This is a genomic window from Pedobacter sp. GW822-FHT03F06, assembly GCF_058801365.1.
Genome location: NZ_JBXANE010000004.1, coordinates 434,360 through 452,737 on the forward strand (window position 1 = coordinate 434,360; position 18,378 = coordinate 452,737).

Annotated in this window: 15 protein-coding genes; 7 read left to right on the forward strand and 8 right to left on the reverse strand. The window is 39.1% G+C overall.

Features of this window, described 5'->3' with window-relative positions; translation table 11 throughout:
* Nucleotides 1-123 precede the first annotated feature (123 nt).
* The 4 genes from AC1RJ8_RS09495 to AC1RJ8_RS09510 form a co-directional block, all read right to left on the reverse strand.
* Nucleotides 124-1,242 (reverse strand): FecR family protein, encoded by a 1,119-nt coding sequence (locus AC1RJ8_RS09495; protein ID WP_492953320.1) that lies wholly within the window; start codon nucleotides 1,240-1,242, stop codon nucleotides 124-126.
* Between the two features lie 146 nt (nucleotides 1,243-1,388).
* Nucleotides 1,389-2,012, reverse strand: coding sequence for an RNA polymerase sigma factor (locus AC1RJ8_RS09500; RefSeq protein WP_492953319.1), 624 nt, complete (start codon nucleotides 2,010-2,012; stop codon nucleotides 1,389-1,391).
* Between the two features lie 264 nt (nucleotides 2,013-2,276).
* Nucleotides 2,277-2,768, reverse strand: a complete 492-nt coding sequence (locus AC1RJ8_RS09505) for an anthrone oxygenase family protein (RefSeq protein WP_492953318.1) — start codon at nucleotides 2,766-2,768, stop codon at nucleotides 2,277-2,279.
* A 312-nt stretch (nucleotides 2,769-3,080) separates the two neighbouring features.
* Nucleotides 3,081-3,302: a cold-shock protein gene (locus AC1RJ8_RS09510; protein WP_492953317.1), complete on the reverse strand. Its 222-nt coding sequence runs from the start codon at nucleotides 3,300-3,302 to the stop codon at nucleotides 3,081-3,083.
* Between the two features lie 122 nt (nucleotides 3,303-3,424).
* Between AC1RJ8_RS09510 and AC1RJ8_RS09515 the strand changes: the two genes are divergently transcribed.
* Complete coding sequence (locus AC1RJ8_RS09515) at nucleotides 3,425-4,147, forward strand: LytR/AlgR family response regulator transcription factor (protein ID WP_492953316.1); 723 nt, start codon at nucleotides 3,425-3,427, stop codon at nucleotides 4,145-4,147.
* Between the two features lie 96 nt (nucleotides 4,148-4,243).
* Here AC1RJ8_RS09515 and AC1RJ8_RS09520 read toward each other — a convergent pair whose 3' ends face one another.
* A complete protein-coding gene (locus tag AC1RJ8_RS09520) occupies nucleotides 4,244-4,423 on the reverse strand; it encodes an Hc1-related histone H1-like protein (RefSeq protein ID WP_057933955.1) in 180 nt (59 codons plus the stop codon).
* 354 nt (nucleotides 4,424-4,777) lie between these two features.
* Between AC1RJ8_RS09520 and AC1RJ8_RS09525 the strand changes: the two genes are divergently transcribed.
* From AC1RJ8_RS09525 to map, 3 genes are all read left to right on the forward strand, one after another.
* The gene (locus AC1RJ8_RS09525; protein WP_492953315.1) at nucleotides 4,778-5,932 is read left to right on the forward strand and encodes a helix-turn-helix domain-containing protein; all 1,155 of its coding nucleotides are present in this window, start codon (nucleotides 4,778-4,780) and stop codon (nucleotides 5,930-5,932) included.
* A 157-nt stretch (nucleotides 5,933-6,089) separates the two neighbouring features.
* Nucleotides 6,090-6,701, forward strand: coding sequence for a Crp/Fnr family transcriptional regulator (locus tag AC1RJ8_RS09530; protein ID WP_492953314.1), 612 nt, complete (start codon nucleotides 6,090-6,092; stop codon nucleotides 6,699-6,701).
* Between the two features lie 131 nt (nucleotides 6,702-6,832).
* Nucleotides 6,833-7,633, forward strand: a complete 801-nt coding sequence (gene map / locus AC1RJ8_RS09535; RefSeq protein WP_492953313.1) for a type I methionyl aminopeptidase — start codon at nucleotides 6,833-6,835, stop codon at nucleotides 7,631-7,633.
* 78 nt (nucleotides 7,634-7,711) lie between these two features.
* On the opposite strand, the gene AC1RJ8_RS09540 is transcribed toward map, so the two are convergent.
* Together AC1RJ8_RS09540 and AC1RJ8_RS09545 are read right to left on the reverse strand one after the other, a co-directional pair.
* Nucleotides 7,712-8,716: a 2-hydroxyacid dehydrogenase gene (locus AC1RJ8_RS09540; protein WP_492953312.1), complete on the reverse strand. Its 1,005-nt coding sequence runs from the start codon at nucleotides 8,714-8,716 to the stop codon at nucleotides 7,712-7,714.
* 63 nt (nucleotides 8,717-8,779) lie between these two features.
* On the reverse strand, nucleotides 8,780-11,533 hold the full coding sequence (locus tag AC1RJ8_RS09545; RefSeq protein ID WP_492953311.1) for a glycoside hydrolase family 2 protein: 2,754 nt from the start codon (nucleotides 11,531-11,533) through the stop codon (nucleotides 8,780-8,782).
* Nucleotides 11,534-11,801: 268 nt separating this feature from the next.
* On the opposite strand from AC1RJ8_RS09545, the gene AC1RJ8_RS09550 reads away from it, so the two are divergent.
* Nucleotides 11,802-11,987, forward strand: coding sequence for a KOW motif-containing protein (locus tag AC1RJ8_RS09550; protein ID WP_492953310.1), 186 nt, complete (start codon nucleotides 11,802-11,804; stop codon nucleotides 11,985-11,987).
* Between the two features lie 607 nt (nucleotides 11,988-12,594).
* Entirely contained in the window at nucleotides 12,595-15,306 is a 2,712-nt protein-coding gene (locus tag AC1RJ8_RS09555; RefSeq protein ID WP_492953309.1) for an outer membrane beta-barrel protein, read from the forward strand.
* 167 nt (nucleotides 15,307-15,473) lie between these two features.
* On the opposite strand, the gene AC1RJ8_RS09560 is transcribed toward AC1RJ8_RS09555, so the two are convergent.
* On the reverse strand, nucleotides 15,474-16,598 hold the full coding sequence (locus tag AC1RJ8_RS09560; RefSeq protein WP_029277822.1) for an AI-2E family transporter: 1,125 nt from the start codon (nucleotides 16,596-16,598) through the stop codon (nucleotides 15,474-15,476).
* 312 nt (nucleotides 16,599-16,910) lie between these two features.
* Between AC1RJ8_RS09560 and mnmE the strand changes: the two genes are divergently transcribed.
* Nucleotides 16,911-18,269, forward strand: coding sequence for a tRNA uridine-5-carboxymethylaminomethyl(34) synthesis GTPase MnmE (gene mnmE / locus AC1RJ8_RS09565; protein WP_492953308.1), 1,359 nt, complete (start codon nucleotides 16,911-16,913; stop codon nucleotides 18,267-18,269).
* Nucleotides 18,270-18,378: the final 109 nt, after the last annotated feature.

The window sequence follows — 18,378 nt, forward strand, 5'->3', positions numbered from 1 at the left end:
CGCTTTCGGTTTTTTTTTAAAGGTAGGATGCTAAATTTCTGGTAGTTTTTTCATCATAAAGTTTAGTTAGTTTGTGAATTGGTTGGTTGATTTCTCGGCTGTTTAAAGAAAAGCCATTCTTGTTTAATTTCCTGATACCGTAAGTACCTTGCCCCTTACCTCAATATGCACATGGTTAAGTTCCAATATTCTAAAAACCTCGGCTAAGTTGCTGCTCCTTGGTATTTCTCCCACATATTTTTCTGGTGTAATTTTGCCCTCGTAAACTATATCTACATCATACCAGCGCGAAATCTGGCGCATAATGCTCTGCAGGTCGTCATTATCAAAAGAGAAAACATTATTCTTCCAGGCCATTTCTTTATCCATATCAATTTCCTGATCGAGAATTAATTTAGCGGTGTTTATATTTAGTCTCGATTGTTCTCCAGGGTGTAGGTTTACACTACCAGAGGCATTGCTCACTCTGACAGCTCCTTCTAAAAGTGTGGTTTTGACTGCGGCTTCATCTTTATAAGCATTAATATTAAAATGAGTACCCAAAACTTCTACCGTTTGGGCATCTGTTTTTACCCGAAATGGGCGGGTATGATCTTTCGAAACCTCAAAGTAGGCTTCGCCATTAAGTTCTACTACCCTTTCGTTTTTAGCAAAAGCATAAGGGTACTTTAAGGTTGTGGCTGCATTGAGCCAAACTTTTGTACCATCGGGCAAACTTACCTGGTATTGTCCGCCACGGGGCGTGCTAATGGTGTTGGAGCCTGTAACTGATCCATTTGGGATTTCTTTAATGATGTATTCCAGCTGGCCGTTTTTTGCCTTACGGATGATGATACCGTTCTGGCTCGCAATCTGACCATTTTTAGCATCATCCAGATTTACCACCGTTCCATTGGCGAGTGTTAACATAGCTTTATTTCCACCTGGAAGGATATATTTTAATTCTGTTTTAGCTGTTAATGGCGCAGCATTACGACCAGCCATAAAATAGAGTCCAACGCTACAGCATAAAATAATACTGGCAGCGATCGCAATGCGCTTAACCGTGACCAATTTTACAGATTTTCTTCCTGGCCTTAACCGGTTCCACACTTCTTCTTTGCTGGTTTCGATAAGTAAATGATCGGGAGCCTCTTTTTCGAAAGGCAGCTGAAGGTACCATGCTTCTACAATAGCCATTTCTTCTGGTGTACAATGGCCTGCACGGTATTTATCTAAAAGCTTCTTTGCATTTTTCTCCATTAAAAAGAAATCTAGTTTGGTTGATTATTGTATATACGGCGAAGGCATAGCCTTGGGGGTATCGAAAAATTATTTTTTTTTATAATAATTTCATTCAATACACATTTAAAAGAAAAAAAAATGAATTTAAACTATATCCGAGAAGATTAGCTATAAGTTTTTAAGAAGAAAGCAACATAAACAACAACGCCTAGTCTTGATTTAAGGATTCTCAATGCTTTTTTAACCTGTGTTTTAACCGTTAACTCAGAAAGTCCTAATTCGGCTGCAATTTCTTTATGAGATTTATTCTCTTTGCGGCTTAAAACAAATATTTCGCGCATTTTTGGCGGCAAAGCATCAATTTCCTGCTCAATTAATAGAGCCATTTGCTTTTCACGCACCATATAATCAGTGGACACATGATCTTGATCTATATAATCCTGCAAAGAATCAATGTATTTACTTTCTACTTTTTGATGCGCAAACACATCCAGTACACGGTTACGAACTGCTGTATATAAATAGGCTGATAAATTACCGTCAGGTGCTACCTGTAAACGTTTAACCCAAAGCGACTCGAACAATTGGTGCAAAACATCCTTTGCTTCTTCATCGTCATTTAAACGTTTATTGGCATGGATAAAAAGTAAGCCATAAAAGCGGTTGTAAATTTCGGTAAAGGCCAACTCATCACCTTGAGTTAACAAGAATGCCAATTCGCTATCAGAATATGAACCGTAAACACGCATAGAGATACACAAAGATAATATAAATACAATCGGTTTCATTGGCTTAAACCGAGTCTTATCTTACTTATTTCTTGATATTTGTAATTTTTTACATAAATCGGCACATTTTACGCCATAAAAATAAAAACAAGCAGTTTTTAAAGTCCTTGTCATTGAAAAAAGACCAAAATAGACACAATTGATGATTATTAGGGTTCAATTGACGAGATTCTGACAGCTAGATCAAGGGGTTTTAATACAGATGCACCCAGATAAACACAGATTTACAGCCGTCTCTAAAGCTACAAACCCGACATACAAGCCTTAAGCATTACGGCTTAATATTGCTGCGTAAGCGACCAGCACAATACAGATAAATGAGGCAATGGTTCTGATCCGATGGAATAAATTCCAGCCTGGCTCAAATTTTTCGCGCAATGCAGTGAGGTCTGTTGCACCAAGTTTACTCAGATTTGCCCCGTCCAAAAGGTTATTAAGGGGTACATTACCAATGATGGTAACCAGAAAAACACCGCCAAAATATAATAAGGTTGCCGCTAAAAGCAAGTAAAATACCATAGCTTGTTCTCTAAAAAACCAAACGCTTATCGGTAATATAACTAGCGTGCCCATAAAAGAAATAAAAAATAAAGGATTTAAAATAGCCCTGTTGATTGATTGCATAGCTTGTAAAAAGGAAGCATCAGAAAGACGCGCCAAGCCCGGAATAACCGAACAGGAGTACGCATAAAAAAGACCACCTATAAGTGCAGTAGAAACTGTACTCAATAAAAGAACCAAGGTTTTGATATTCATAAACAATTGCTTTAAATGTATCCGTACCCTAAAGAATACGACGAATTTAAGCAAAAACGTTATCCGAAAAAAAAATAAATCCTATCTAAAAAAGAGCGCTAATTTAGATAGGAAAGAGAGATAATCTAGAAAAGAAAAGTTAATAGGTAGATGTTAAATAAAAATTTTAATGTTTATTGCTCCCAAACAAAACGCCGTCTAAATTAAAATTTCTACATTTTCATTGATGGTAAACGAAGATCGTATTCTGTCCTTATTTTTAGCACCAGGTTACATAGATCGGTCTGTTTTCTTTACAGATCGGTGCAAATATTAGTCAAAACCCATATTTAGCACTACAATATTCGTAGCCTGGCATCCCACCTGCCCTTGTTCTAAATTAAAGCGAACTTTGGTTCCTACAACTAAAGAAGGACGATAAATCCCTATCAATTTCTGGTTATCTGCATAAACCATTTCCTTTCCATCATCGGGTGCAATAAATCCGAAACCTCGTACCGGATTATACCATTTAATTACTCCTGTATACATCATAAAGCACTTATTTTACCTTAAATTAGCCAATAGAAAGAAAATTCACAGCGAAACAGGATAAAGCGTTCTATTTTCGGTATGAAAAGGTGTATTTTCGTTATGTATGCAAAGAAGATTAACAAATGATTAAGTGTATAGCCATTGATGACCAACAAAACTCGATTTCGGGGCTTGAAAAATATATTGCGGACACCCCAAACATGAAGCTTCTGGCGAGTTACACCGATCCAATGGTGGCCCTGAACGAACTTAAAAAGATTGACCAGGTAGATGTGATATTTATGGATATTCAAATGCCACAGATTTCGGGCATCGAACTTTCTAAAGCAATCCGTTCTAAAACCAGGAAACTGATTTTTACCACCTCTCATGAGGAATATGCCTTTGAAGCATTCGAAGCAGAAGCAGATGCATATTTACTTAAACCCTACGGTTATGCTAAATTTGCCTTAACGGTAAACCGTGTTTTTGAGGAAGAAATAGAAAATATAGGGCAGGAAACTTATTTTTTGGTCAAAAATAAATCAGAAGACCACAAAGCGGTTTTAGTGCACTATGCTGATATAATTGCTTTTGAAAGCTTCCACAACTATATCAAAATACATACAAAAGAGAAGATAATTATTGCTTATTTAAGTCTGAAAGATGTTAAAGAACAACTAAACCTTAAAAAGGGTTTTATCCAGTTGCATAGAGGTTATATTATTTCCATCAATCATATTTTACATGTTGAGGGAACAAGGGTAACGCTTTCCAACCACACCAGCTTTACTGTAGGCGACCTTTACTACAATGATTTTCGCGATTTCTTCACCAATAAACTGATTACGAGTAAACGGAAATAAATAACTTTTAGATAGATAAAGGGCATAGACCTAGATTTGCACATAAAAATAAAGCCCACGTAAAACGCGGGCTTTATTTTTAAAAGCGAAAACAAATTATTTAGCGCTATTTTTTTTATCAGTTACTTCAGCTCTAATTTCTTGGGCTAAAACTTTTAGGTCTTGCATTGCTTTACGTACACGTGTACCTGCTGCAGCATTACCACCATCATAAAATTTAGTTACGTCTGCTTCAACAGAAGAGATTAGATCTTGCACTTTTTTAAATTTGTCCATAAGTTTTCTTTTATAAGGATGCTAAACATCCATTAATTAAATAATATTCCTTTCCGCTCACAATAAACGGGCCGCAAAACTATTGCTTTTTATAAATTAAACAAACGTTTATGCCAAATCATTATTGCGGAAGGCATAAAAAGCCAATAAATATAAAGGGCAGCAGCAGTTATATTTGCCTTATTCCTAACCCAAAAGCACCTCATTTTTAACATTTTGCGAATGGTGCATTTAAGCATATTTTTTTTCAATTAGGGTAATTTAATTTAACAATTATGTTTTATCTTGCCTGGAAATATGCAATCTTTAAACCTTCTCGTTAGTACCAGTTGTCTATTCTTACTTTTATTCTCTATGCACCTTTTTTTCGCAAAAAGAGGGAATAAACTGCTTAACATTCTGCTTTCGGTTATATTTTTTGCTCGGTTTGGACAGATTTTAACCTCATTACTCTTTAAATCGGACCAACCTGATACTTTAGCCTTTTTTTATCAAACTTTTACCCCGTTTTATTATGCTGCCCCAGCCTGCTTTTACCTCTACATTACAGGTTTTCTTCAAGATCGTAAAAGTTTACAAAAAATAGAATGGCTTCATTTTGTGCCAGCTTTGTTAGCTATTATCCACGTTATCCCCTGGCATTTCTCTACAACGCTCGATTGGAATTTGATAGGAAGCCAGTTAGCTGAAAACGGTTATTTCTCACTAAAAGCAAAAAGTGGCCTGTTTCCTTCGTACTTCCACTACTTATTTAGGCCAGTGCTGGTATTTGCTTATTTGTGCTTTACCTGGGTTGCTGTACTTCGCTTAAAAAACAAACCACAACAGCTACTCGACGGTGAAGGCAGAAAATGGATCATCTTTTTTCTTCGGATTGCGACCTTTTTCCAGTTGTTCAGTTTGGTACCCATTATTTTAAGAAGCTTACACATCCCATATGTTAATGCCTCTTTTATTGTGCTCAATTGTTTGGCCTTATTAGTCATTTTATTATATGCGCTTCACAAGCCTTATATATTTTATGGCTACTTGCTAGTGGCAGTTGATTGGACTAAAAAACCGGCAACAAAGAAAACAGAAACTGATTCCTCATTAATTTCTTTATCAGAAGAAGATCCAAAACGTACGCTTACCGCTGTCAAAAAAATTAATCTTTTAGACGCACAGCTATCTGATTATGCCCATGCCATGAAAGAAGCTATGGAAGGGGAACAACTTTACCTGGTTCACAATTTTCAGATTATAGATCTGGCGGCAAAACTTAATCTCCCGATCCACCACTGCTCTTTCGTAATTAACAAACACATCGGCAAAAATTTCCGCGACTGGATAAACAGTTACCGCGTTGATCATTTTTTAAAACAGTATCCGCTTAAATCAGATAAGATAACCATCGAAGCCATTGCTTCTGAAGCTGGTTTTAAAAGTCTGGCTACGTTTTACAACGCATTTAAAAAAGAAACGGGCTTAATGCCAACCACCTATTTTGCACAGGAATTAAGCCGTTAAACTGTTATTAGGCCATTTTTTACTCTAACGATCGTATCGTTAGAGGCCTCAACAACCCTATATTGCGCTAAACACTGCAATACCAGATACCTTTGGTGCTGCTCATCATATGAGTATGCTTTAATCCATTTCTCAGAAATCTAAACCAGCCTTAACTATGCCTTATTCAACATCGTTTTTACGCCCGTTTTTCGATTATATTGAGCAATTCTACCCTTTATCTGAAGGCTTTAAGGCCGAACATGAAAAATCCTGTAAGCTCATCCATGTTAAAAAGAATAAACACATTCTTTCACCAATAGACAGTAATACTTCGCTATATTTTTTGGTACACGGACTGGTTCGTGGCTTCGTACGCGATGGTAAAAAAGACATCAGCACCTGGTTTAGCTGTGGAAATGAATTAATTGGCGCCATACGTCACCCCGATCAGCAGTCCAGTCATTCTATAGAATATCTCCAGGCCCTGGAAGAATGTCAACTCATCTGCATCCCTTATACCCTAATCGATTCGATGTACGAAAACTATCCAGAGGCCAATTTGATCGGCAGAAAGCTGTTGGCGCTTCATTATTATGCCGCATCAGAAAGATCAATCCTGGCCAGGATACCGAAAGCAATGAGCAGGTACCGTAAACTCCAGGAAAGCAACCTGGATATCAACCGAATACCGCAGCGTTATCTGGCCAGCTACCTTGGTATGCGTTTAGAAACCCTAAGTAGAATCAGAAATAAAATTTTAACACTCGATTACCGGCTGTGCTCTTAATGAGCTGTGAAAATTCATCCAACATGCTATTAATCAGTCATTCTATAACATTCAATCTTCTCTCATCAAGTCCTGCTATCATTCAATGCTTCACCTTTTTCCTTTCCGCTTCTTTTGCTAAATTTGCAGCAATGATTTTATATAAAACCAACGAAGAAGTAGAACTGATGCAGATCAGTGCGCTGCTGGTGAGCGATACCCTTGCAGAAGTAGCTAAAATATTAAAGCCAGGCATTACAACCCTCGAGATTGATAGGATAGCCAATGAATTTATTCTTGATAATGGCGCTGTACCTTCCTTTTACAACTATAATGGTTTTCCCTTTCATATTATTACCTCGGTAAACGATGTGGTTGTACATGGCTTTCCGACTAAAGATGAGCTGAAAGATGGCGATATTATCTCAGTGGATGTGGGTACTATAAAAAACGGTTTTCACGGCGATCATGCCTATACCTTTATCATCGGCGAAGTATCGCCAGCGGTACTAAACCTGGTAAAAACAACTAAAGAATCGCTTTTTCTTGGAATTAAAGAAGCCGTTGTGGGCAAACGCATTGGAGATATTGGCGCGGCTATTCAAAATCATAACGAAAAGCAGGGCTACGGCGTAGTAAGAGATCTGGTAGGCCATGGCTTGGGTAAAGATATGCACGAAGACCCCCAGGTGCCGAATTATGGTCGTAAAGGCAACGGTTTACTCTTAAGAGAAAACCTGGTGCTGGCCATAGAACCTATGATAAATATGGGCAAAAAGGATGTTTTTCTGGATGAAGACGGCTGGACAATCAGAACAACTGATGGAAGTCCATCTGTGCATTTTGAACATGATGTATGCATTAAAAAAGGGGAAGCACTTATTCTTTCTAATTATGCCCCTATCGAGGCAGCAGAAAAGCAGAACAGTAACCTTAATACTTCTTATTATTAAATAGTAATGCAATGGGTGCATGGAGATTTTGTGGTGATTAGCTTCTCAAAAAACTCCATGTAACCATCTCTCGGGCTACTACACCAATATTGCATCTGAAGCTACCTCCTCAGCATCATCATCTAACAATATTTTAACCGTTTTTAGGGTATAGGCTGCAATTTCTGTTAAGGCCTCTTGTGTAAAAAAAGCCTGGTGCCCGGTAAGCAAAACATTAGGAAAACTAATTAGCCGCTGAATATCATCATCACCAATAATACTTCCGGAAAGATCTTTAAAAAAGAGTTGTTCTTCCTGCTCGTACACATCAATTCCCAGTGCCGTAAGTTGACCTGTTTTTAGTGCTTCGATTACTTCACGTGTATTAATCAATCCGCCTCTACTTGTATTGATCAGCGTAACACCTTTTTTCATCGTTGATAAGCTATTTGATCCAATCAGGTAATGGTTTTCCGGTGTAAGCGGGCAATGCAGCGAAATAATATCGGCCTCTTTAATTACTTCATGAAAAGGCAAATACTTTACTCCCGCACTTTGCAATGATTTATTCACAAAAGGATCTGAAGCCAGTACAATACAGCCAAAACCAAGCATAATTTTACAGAAAACAGCGCCAATTTTCCCTGTTCCGATTACCCCTACTGTTTTGCCAAAAAGATTGAACCCCATTAAACCTGAAAGCGAAAAATTCTGTTCACGTACGCGGTTATAGGCCTTATGGGTTTTACGGTTTAGCGTAAGCAACATGGCCACGGCATGTTCTGCAACGGCTTGTGGCGAATAAGCCGGAACGCGGCAAACACGAATACCATATTGTTTGGCCGCATTCAGATCTACATTGTTAAAACCTGCACAACGCAAAGCAATAATTTTCACCCCTTTTTGGCCCAGTATGGCTATAACATCAGCTGTTAGTTTATCGTTCACAAATACACAAACAGTATCAGTACCTACTTTTATCGCATCGGCAATATGAGGACCCAGATGAGTTTCCCAAAATTCCAATTCAAAATCATAATGTTTATTACAGCTTTCAAAAAATTCACGGTCGTATGGCTTCGCAGAAAAAAATACAATCTTCATATCGTTAAAAATACAGATTAAATAGGATTCTGCTGTCCTGTTTTAACCTAGAGATCAAAACCCTTATTTTCCAAAATCGAATAGTAGCGTCCCCTTAAAAGTTTTTCCGTCTGTTTTGTTTTTCTGGCTTTGAGGTCCCAATAATAAAGCCGACTGAAACTTGGTCCCGATGGCACTTATCCCTTTTAAGAAACCGATACTCCCTTCTGGGAAAGCGGGCTCTACATTATTGTTGCTTAATGCCGCAGCCTCACGGGCAGGCCTGAACATTTGCAGATAAGTATCCTGATCGGGTATATAAACTGTAAATGGGGCTTCTTTATTTTCTACAGTCACCCAGTTCACTTCGGCATGATAGCCTTTAAACTCAGGGTAGCCCCAGGTTTCGCCGGTAATCGAATTATTGTAATCCTTATGCCAAACTCCAAACTGCTGCCCTTTTAACCTGTTCTTCCAAACCCGGTACGGGCCACGGCCAAGGTATTTCATTCCGGTAATTTTATCCTCGGGATAATTAAAAGTAATCCCCATAAAATCTGCATCGCCCTGTTGATTAAATTCGTATTCTAGTTTGACCAGCTTTCCTGTTTCAAATGTCCACTTCGCATGTAAATTACCGGCACCCTGATAATCAGATTCAACGACATATTTTACGCCTTCTGCTTTATGACTAAAATTCTTCAATTCGGTATTCACACCAGCCAACAGCGGACCTTTTGACAAAGAAATAATGGTATTCCCTTTAACCACTTTCTCCAGATAACCCGTTGCTTTTTCAAAATAGTAGCTCATACCATCCTGTTTAATCAGGAGCGAGCGGTTAGTTTCTTCGGCTTTTACTCCTGAATTGGATAGCATGGTTTCTTGCTTCTCAACAATCAAACGGGCAGTTTTTATTGGCCAGCTCCAGGTAAATATTTCCTTCTTATCAGGCCCATAAGCGGTTAGATATAAAGCATCGCTTTGTGCCCACGATTTTGGCAAAGCCAGATTAAACATTCCTTTTGCGCCTGGCTTAAGCTTAGAAACCATTGCTCCACTGGCATTTACAATAGCTTTTGTTCCTCCAGTGTTAGCCGAGGGGAAACTAAGCAATTTCCATTTAAAAATGCATTGATCAAGATTGGTAAAATTGAAACGGTTCTCGACCGCGATTTTACCATTAAAATCACGATCAATTTTTGGTAGATCGACAAAAACCGGAGACCATATCTCTTTTATAGTATAAAAACTGGCTTCCTTTTCGCGATGTGGGCCAACAATTCCATCAGGAGCATGGTTTCCATCACCATCATAAATACCGTTTTTATCTGTACGGATTACGTTTTCATCCACTAAAGCCCAAATAAAACCGCCGGCACCATGCGGGTGAATGAGCATTTGATTCCAGAAATCATCTAAAGCTGCACCAGCACCACCATCATAAAGCGCGTGCATAAATTCAGTCGGAAAGAAAACCTCCTGTCCTGAAGTAGCCGCCTTAACCATATAATTATAATCTGGGTAATGTTTGGTATCGGTTCCGTTAAACTTCTCCCATGGGTGAATTACGGTACGTTTCTGTGGATCGTATAAGGCATAATCATTGTCGAGATCAGTATTAAAACCTCCCTCATTGCCATTGGCCCAAAAAATAATAGACGGATGGTTAACATCTCTGATGACAAGCTCTTTTACGAGCCTGTGCCCTACGGAATTATCGTATTTTGCCTGCCAGCCCGTTAATTCATTAATCACATATAGCCCTAACGAGTCACAAATATCCAAAAATTCTGCATCGGGTGGATAATGCGACATGCGAACGGCATTCATATTCATTTCTTTCATTAACCTCACATCCATTAAATGTACTTCGCGACTTAATGTGCGCCCGCTTTCGGGCCAAAAGCTGTGGCGGTTAACACCTTTTAAAATCATTTTCGAACCATTAACATAAAAACCGTCGCCATTACGCAGTTCAAGTGTTCTAAAACCGAATTTTTGTTTTACCTGATGAATGATCTGCTGTTTATTTTTGATCCGCACCACCACCTGATATAAATTAGGGAATTCACTGCTCCATAATAAAGGGTTTGAGAAAGTAGCTTTCAAGGTTTGTGGGCTATTATTTAAATTCGCTTTTACAGCAAATGCTTTTCCCACATTTTCGCCAGTTAGTTTTTTCACCTGGGCTTCAAGAATATCATCGGCAGCCAAATTCTGGCCATAAACATCAAGTTGAAAGGTTCCATCGGCCTTGGCATTAACCGCAACTCTCTCTATAAATTTGTTTGGTACCGTCTCGAGGTAAACCGGACGGAAAATGCCGCCAAAAATCCAAAAATCGCTCGTTCTTTCGGCTTTATTAATCGACGCATTTGCCGATACTTTATCAACCGTAACTTCCAGTAGGTTCTTCTCTTCGGGTTTTAATAGTGTGGTAATATCATATTTAAACCGATAAAATCCGCCCTGGTGCAGGTCTCCGGCCAGCTTTCCGTTAATGCTAACCTTAGTATCGGTCATAGCGCCTTCAAAAACCAGGTATACTTTTTTTCCTGTTATTTTACCCATCGGAAATTCATAACGATAAATGCCCTGTTCGCTGGCTTTAACCTTATCATGCCCATAGTTGTAAGTTCCAAAGCCCTGTAACTCCCAGTTAGATGGTACAGATATTTTAGTCCATATGCCGCTTTTACGACCAGCAGTACAATAAAAATCCCATTGTCTGGTATGATCTTTATCCGTTCCGGACAGATAAGTCTTGATCGTTTCTTGCGAAAAGCCCGCGAAAGAAATCAATAGCAACAATAAAGGTATTAATCTTTTGATCATGATATATTTGGTATTAGTATAGAAACAGACGCTATTTTCATCAAAAAAAAAGGGTTTTGGTTCATTAAAGCGAGTATTTCACAAGATAACAGAATTTAATCTCAGATCAGGCAAAATAACCAGCATTTTACATCGTTTCATCATCTTCATTTTATGATGATCGACATCCCATTAAAATTTTATAATTTTAACACAGAAAGTAAGCGAAGCCAACCCAATGCCGAAATAAAATTACACAGTTCAGAACACACTTAAGCTTGTAAATAAGATGGAAACAACGAATTTAAAAGATGGCGACCATTGCATTGTAGTTAAAGGCACCCATAAAGGTAAGGCCGGTAAGGTGAGCGATATAAACACGAGCAAAACAGGGCACATTACCATTACAGTTGAGCAAGATAATGCCGTTAGGTTTAAAACCCTTGGCCGGAATGTAGTACTGAAGGTCAATTGATTTCTTAAAAATCAATATGAATCACGTACATAACTGATTATTTTTTACCCTATGGCTACTTACCCAAATATTTATCGCTGATTTTGCAGATCACTGCAGATTAACTTTCCAGGTTTTTGTTGTCCTGGATTTGTGAACTGGTTTAGCCATTTTGTAATTGCAAATCGCGTCTATTTTTAGCTTTACGATACAAGCCATTGTTCCTAAACCCGATCGGCGTGTAAAGCCCGCAAACCCGAAGCATGAGGGTGAGGACTTGGAACAAAGAGCGGGACAGCTGGCCTCCAAAAGCATTGGGTGTTCATTTCCAAATCTTTTTGAAACGCAAAACCTAAAGCACTGTCATGCTGAGGGATAAATCACCTCCAGCTATCGTCTCTACCGAAGTGAGATCTTTTAATATCGTTCAAAGATTTCTCTATTCCACTACGTTCCAGTCGAAATGACCCCCAATTTTTAGAAATCTTTCATTAATAGAAATCACCTCCTATTATCGTCAACCGAGAGCTATCGGACGCGAGAAGGCTTTTTATTTAGCCATATATACCGGCGAAAGAAAGCAAAGAAAACACCTCATTTACAGCTAAAACCGCCAAAAATTAGTAACATGTTGATTACGCTGAACAGGGTTAACGCGCTGCTCCGTACTTTTATGCCACACACAAATAAACTCATGAGGGCTTTTACTAAATCGATTTTGCTATTCCTGCTCTTTGCAGGTATTTTCATAAACAGTAACGCACAAAATTATGCCGTAAAGGGTATAGTGTTAGATACTGCAGGCTTACCGCTACCCGGTGCGGTAGTTAGGATTAAATTTGGTGCCGACAGTATAGCCACCTCCGCCAATAATGATGGCACATTTGCACTGGATAAAATTAAATCTAAACAGTTTACTTTATCAGCAGCTTTCATCGGCTTCGATACTTTTATTAAACAGTATCAGATCGAAAAGGGTAATATCTTAAATATCACCGATATCAGGCTTAAACCATCAGCGAACACCCTGGAGGGCATAGTGATTTCGGGTGTTCCTCCTGTTAAAGTAACCGAAGATACCGTGAGTTTTAGCGCCAAGGCCTTTCCCGTTAGAGATGGCGATGCGGTTGATGAAGTGCTAAAAAAACTACCCGGTATTAAGGTAGACAAAGATGGGAATGTAACCAGTCAGGGTTCGCCAGTAACTAAAATACGTGTTAACGGTAAAGATTTCTTCGGAACAGATGTAGCTACAGCCATTAAAAATCTTCCGGCCGATATTATTAAAAATCTTCAGTTTATTGACGATTACGGTGATCAGGCTAAACTTACAGGCATTAAAACGGGCGAGCCAGAAAAGGTACTGAACCTGACTATTGAAGAAGATAAAAAGAAAGGTTATTTTGCCAGGGCCTCTGCAGGTTTGGGCAACGCCGATCGCTATAATGCCAATATACGGGGAAATAGCATGAAGGGTGAACAGCAGATTTCATTCGATGGCACCTCGGCCAATGCCAATATGCGTGGTGGTGGTGGCGGCGATGGCATTACCACCAGAAATGTTGCCGGACTTAACTATAAAAATGAGTTTAACAGCAAACTCTCTGCAGATGCCGGGTATAATTTCAACAACAATAAAAACAACACCATCAGTTCTACCTATACACAAAGTGTTTTGCAAGATGCGGGGCAAAATCCGCTGAACAGACTTGAAGATGCCCGCAACAACAGTAAGAGCGATAACTATAGCCATTGGTTTGGCGGTAATTTAGAGTACAAAATAGATACGATGAATTACCTAAAAATTTCTCCAAACTTTTCTTATAATACCAATAGTGGCAATAATACGGGTAGCTCGCTTATTACCCAGGATACTTTATTTACCCGAAGAGAAAGCAATAATTTCAGTAATTCGAATAACCTGAACGCCCGCACCAACATATTTTACAACCATAAATTTTCGAAAAAAGGCCGGAACCTAAGCGCATGGGGTAACATCAATTATACCAATGGCGAAAATTATGGTAATGTGTACAACAAATACACCAACATTCATGCTAACGTAGCGGATTCGGTGCTACAAAACCAACTGAACAACCAGAATAGCCGGAATTTAGGGCTTAATGTTGGGGCATCGTACATGGAGCCACTTTGGAAGAAAACTTTTTTAGAAGTAAACTATAGCTGGAACCGGTCATCGACAAATAATTCGAGAGATGCTTACGATGTGACTAATAATAATCCGGTATTTAATCCTAATCTCAGCAATATTTATGATTATCAGTTCATCACCAATAAAGTGGGACTGAATTATCGGTATATAGGAGAAAAACTGAATTATACAGTGGGCCTTAATGCACAGCCTGCCTTACTTCAGGGACAGAATTTAAGTAATAATATAGAAACCGTTAACCGTACTTTTAACCTCATTCCTTCTGGTCGGTTTTCTTATAAATTTTCTAATCAGCAATCGCTGGATGTAAATTATTGGGGCAGAAATAACCAACCTGGATTTTTACAATTACAACCCATAACCGACAATTCTAACTTACAGAACGTGGTTACAGGTAACCCTAACCTGAAACCCGAATTTATCCACAGCATCAATGCCCATTACAAACAAGCCGATTGGAGTGCAGGAAAAGTAATCATGGCCAATTTCAAGTACGAACGTACTAATGACAGGATTGTAACCACTAAAGAGCGTGTACCTGGTACTGTTAATCAGCTGACCAGTTACGTTAACACAGACGGGTACTACATTTTACAAGGCGATTACGACATTAGTAAACCGCTCTCGCCAGAGCGAAAGTTTACCATTGGTTATTCTGGTTCGGGACAGTTGAACAACAATATTACTTTTACCGATGATAGCAGAATAGAAGCGCGTAATATGGCCTGGCGCCAGGAACTCGAATTTAGGGTAGACCTGAAAGATATTGTCAATTTTGAGGTAGAAACCTCTTATTCGCAAAACCTGACCAAGTATTCGAATGATACATTTACCGACCGCCAATCTAACCGTTTTGAATGTGGGATAGAAGGCCGTAATTATTTCTTTAAAGATCTTACCCTGGGCTACGATTTCACCAAACAGATTAACTCAGGTTTTGATAACGGTGCCGTGCGTAATCCAACGCTGCTTCGTTTATCAATGGAATATAAGTTTATGAAGAACGACATGGCTGCTATCCGTGTAGAAGGATTCGATCTTTTTGATCAGAACTCAGGCATAACGAGAGATGTATTCGATAACGTAATTGTGGATAAGCAAGTTAACCGTTTAGGCAGGTATTTTATGTTATCACTCATTTATAGGGTGCGTAAATTTGGCGGTTAAGATTAGCTTACATTTCTTTACGACGAAGAGAGATTACAATCTCCTCTGCGCTTATCTTCTTAAATCTGCGGGAAACCTAGGCACCAACTGTTCCCGCAGATTACACTGATTACATCTCACATCATCCATCTCACATCACCCATCTTACATTTCCCATCCTCAAAACCCTATCCCTTTTCTATTCCCGTTTTAGTAGCCACTGGTTTTTTCTTCCTAAAGTTGGGAAAAGTCATCGGGCTTTTAGCGGGCCGTTCGTCTCCTAGCAATACACCCCATTGTTTGAATGATTCTGTACGATCGAAGACAATTTTGAGTACAGCCACAATAGGCAGTGCGAGGAACATTCCCGAAACCCCGGCTATACTGCCACCGATAAATACCCCTAGGATGGCAAATAAAGCATTGATTTTTACCTTAGAGCCCACAATTCGTGGCATAAGTATGTTGTTATCTAAAAATTGAACAAATGCAATTACGCCTAAAACGGTAATTACAGGCCATAATTCTTGCGATGAAGTAAGCGTAAGCAGTACGCCTATCAAGTTACCAATTAAAGCACCCACGTAAGGGATCAGGTTTAAGATGGCAAAAATCACCCCGATTAATAAGGCGTGTTTTATACCGATTAACATCAATATTCCGCCCAATAAAATGGTCATATAGGTAATCTGGATTAACAGCCCGATCAGGTAGCTTTTAATGATCGATTCGGTTTCATAAATGGCTTCTTTCACTTTTGGATGATCATCTGTTTTAAACCACATAAAGATAAAACGTAATAAAATGTCTTTATAAAAAAGCATCAGGTAAATATAAATTGGCAATAAACCGATAAATACAAAAATCCCACTCAAGGTAACAGCAGCACCACCTGCAAGCGAGGTACCCATGTTCATCAGATCATCGCTTTTGGTTTGTATGAAGGCTTTTTGCTCCTTATCGTCGTAGTGGGTAATGCGACTGATCCAATCACTTAACGAATTGATATGCTGTGTTACGTTTGCTTTTATCTGCGGAAAATCCTTAACCAAAATACCAATCTGGTTCGAAAAAAACCAAATGATCAAAGCTACAAATAAGGCTACGAGTAAAATGGATAGGATAATGGCTAACGATTCGGGTATTTTTTTTCTTTTTAGAAAGCGGTACACTGGTAGCAACATAATGCTGATGAAAAAAGCCATCAACATCGGCATGATAATGTCTCTTCCGATCACCATAACGGCAACAATGGCCATCAGACCCAATAATTCTATCGATCGTTTAACGGTCAGGGGTAAATTGTTCGTCATAAAAAGCTTATTCTGATTTGAGGTTTAAACACAATCGGGGTTGAAATGTTTTAAGATAAGCTTTAATATTGAAAAGCGAAAGGGGGTTTATAGTCCGAAGTCGGCAGTCTGGAGTCGGGAGCCAATTAACCAATTCCCCCTCTATATGTCACCCTGAGCGGAGTCGAAGGGCCGATAGTTGATTGGAGTTGAGCATTTGGCTTCAGTTAATCTATTTCAACGCTTAACCGATTAACCAATGCTTAAAAAAATTACTTCCCTTACACGATATACCCACAGATTAGCCTTATTTTTGCAGCTTTAATACCGCACATGAACAATCAAGATACCATTATTGCTTTATCTACTCCCTCAGGTTCTGGCGCCATTGGCGTAATCCGCTTATCTGGTCCGGAGGCTATTTCACTTACCAATACCGTATTTGCAGGAAGAGATTTAGAAAAGCAGGCCTCGCATACTTTACATTTTGGCCTGGTTAAAGATGGCGATCATATTGTTGATGAAGTGGTGGCCGGATTATTTGTTGCCCCAAAATCGTATACCAAAGAAAATGTGGTAGAAATTTCCTGCCATGGCTCTAACTATATTATCCAACAGATTATTAACCTGTTAATCAGCAAAGGTGCCCGTGCTGCCAAACCTGGCGAATTTACCCTGCGTGCCTTTTTAAACGGTGCTTTCGATCTAAGTCAGGCAGAGGCAGTAGCCGATTTAATTGCCTCCAATTCGAAGGCTTCGCATGATGTGGCTATGCAACAGATGCGCGGCGGCTTTGCCAACGAATTAAAGGGTTTACGCGAACAATTGATCCATTTCGCTTCGATGATTGAGCTCGAACTCGATTTTGCAGAAGAGGATGTAGAGTTTGCCAACCGTGAGCAGCTAAAAAATCTGGTTAATAAAATCAATTACGTTCTGCAACGTTTAATCTCCTCTTTCGAAATGGGAAATGTGATTAAAAATGGAGTTCCGATTGTTATTGCGGGTAAACCTAATGTGGGTAAATCTACCCTACTAAACGCCCTGCTGAACGAAGAGCGCGCTATTGTTTCGGATATTGCCGGAACCACACGCGACACCATTGAAGATGAACTCACTATTGGCGGCATTGTTTTCCGTTTTATCGATACGGCCGGAATCCGCGATACAGCCGATATTATTGAAGCTTTAGGCGTAGAACGCACCTTAGAAAAAATGAAACAGGCCAAACTGATCATTTATATGGCCGATGCTGCTCAAAGTATTTCAGAAATTGAAGAGCAAATTCGGGGTTTAGCGCAATTGGCCATCCCCTATTTGATTTTAGTCAATAAAGCCGACCTCATGGCAGATGCACAGCGCAAAGCCTTCGAAGCTTTAGATGTTGTTTTTATTTCTGCTAAAGAGAAACAGGGTATCGATGAATTAAAAACCACCTTACTGGAGCAGGTTAACCTGCACCATATTAATACCAGCGAAACCCTGGTGACGAATATTCGCCATGTAGAAGCTTTAAAACAAACCGAACATGCGCTGCAAAGGGTTTTGGCCAATGTAGACAATCCGGTTACCTCAGATTTTTTAGCAATGGACATTAAACAGGCATTGCATTATCTTGGTGAAATTACAGGTACAGTGACTACCGATGATTTGTTGGAGAATATATTCACGAAGTTCTGTATCGGCAAATAATAGCTATAAAACAACCACTAATTTCGACAACTTACAACAATCAAATACTTGATTGTTAGTGATTTATACTAATACTTCTCCATCAATTCCTTGGAGGTTTACCACTATT

Coding starts and splice junctions, on each gene's coding strand:
- AC1RJ8_RS09555 (WP_492953309.1), top strand. CDS start 12,595: ATGTTGATTACGCTGAACAGGGTTAACGCGCTGCTCCGTACTTTTATG.
- mnmE (WP_492953308.1), top strand. CDS start 16,911: ATGAACAATCAAGATACCATTATTGCTTTATCTACTCCCTCAGGTTCT.
- AC1RJ8_RS09515 (WP_492953316.1), top strand. CDS start 3,425: ATGATTAAGTGTATAGCCATTGATGACCAACAAAACTCGATTTCGGGG.
- AC1RJ8_RS09525 (WP_492953315.1), top strand. CDS start 4,778: ATGCACCTTTTTTTCGCAAAAAGAGGGAATAAACTGCTTAACATTCTG.
- AC1RJ8_RS09495 (WP_492953320.1), bottom strand. CDS start 1,242: ATGGAGAAAAATGCAAAGAAGCTTTTAGATAAATACCGTGCAGGCCAT.
- AC1RJ8_RS09505 (WP_492953318.1), bottom strand. CDS start 2,768: ATGAATATCAAAACCTTGGTTCTTTTATTGAGTACAGTTTCTACTGCA.
- AC1RJ8_RS09510 (WP_492953317.1), bottom strand. CDS start 3,302: ATGATGTATACAGGAGTAATTAAATGGTATAATCCGGTACGAGGTTTC.
- AC1RJ8_RS09550 (WP_492953310.1), top strand. CDS start 11,802: ATGGAAACAACGAATTTAAAAGATGGCGACCATTGCATTGTAGTTAAA.
- AC1RJ8_RS09530 (WP_492953314.1), top strand. CDS start 6,090: ATGCCTTATTCAACATCGTTTTTACGCCCGTTTTTCGATTATATTGAG.
- AC1RJ8_RS09540 (WP_492953312.1), bottom strand. CDS start 8,716: ATGAAGATTGTATTTTTTTCTGCGAAGCCATACGACCGTGAATTTTTT.
- map (WP_492953313.1), top strand. CDS start 6,833: ATGATTTTATATAAAACCAACGAAGAAGTAGAACTGATGCAGATCAGT.
- AC1RJ8_RS09560 (WP_029277822.1), bottom strand. CDS start 16,598: ATGACGAACAATTTACCCCTGACCGTTAAACGATCGATAGAATTATTG.
- AC1RJ8_RS09500 (WP_492953319.1), bottom strand. CDS start 2,012: ATGAAACCGATTGTATTTATATTATCTTTGTGTATCTCTATGCGTGTT.
- AC1RJ8_RS09520 (WP_057933955.1), bottom strand. CDS start 4,423: ATGGACAAATTTAAAAAAGTGCAAGATCTAATCTCTTCTGTTGAAGCA.
- AC1RJ8_RS09545 (WP_492953311.1), bottom strand. CDS start 11,533: ATGATCAAAAGATTAATACCTTTATTGTTGCTATTGATTTCTTTCGCG.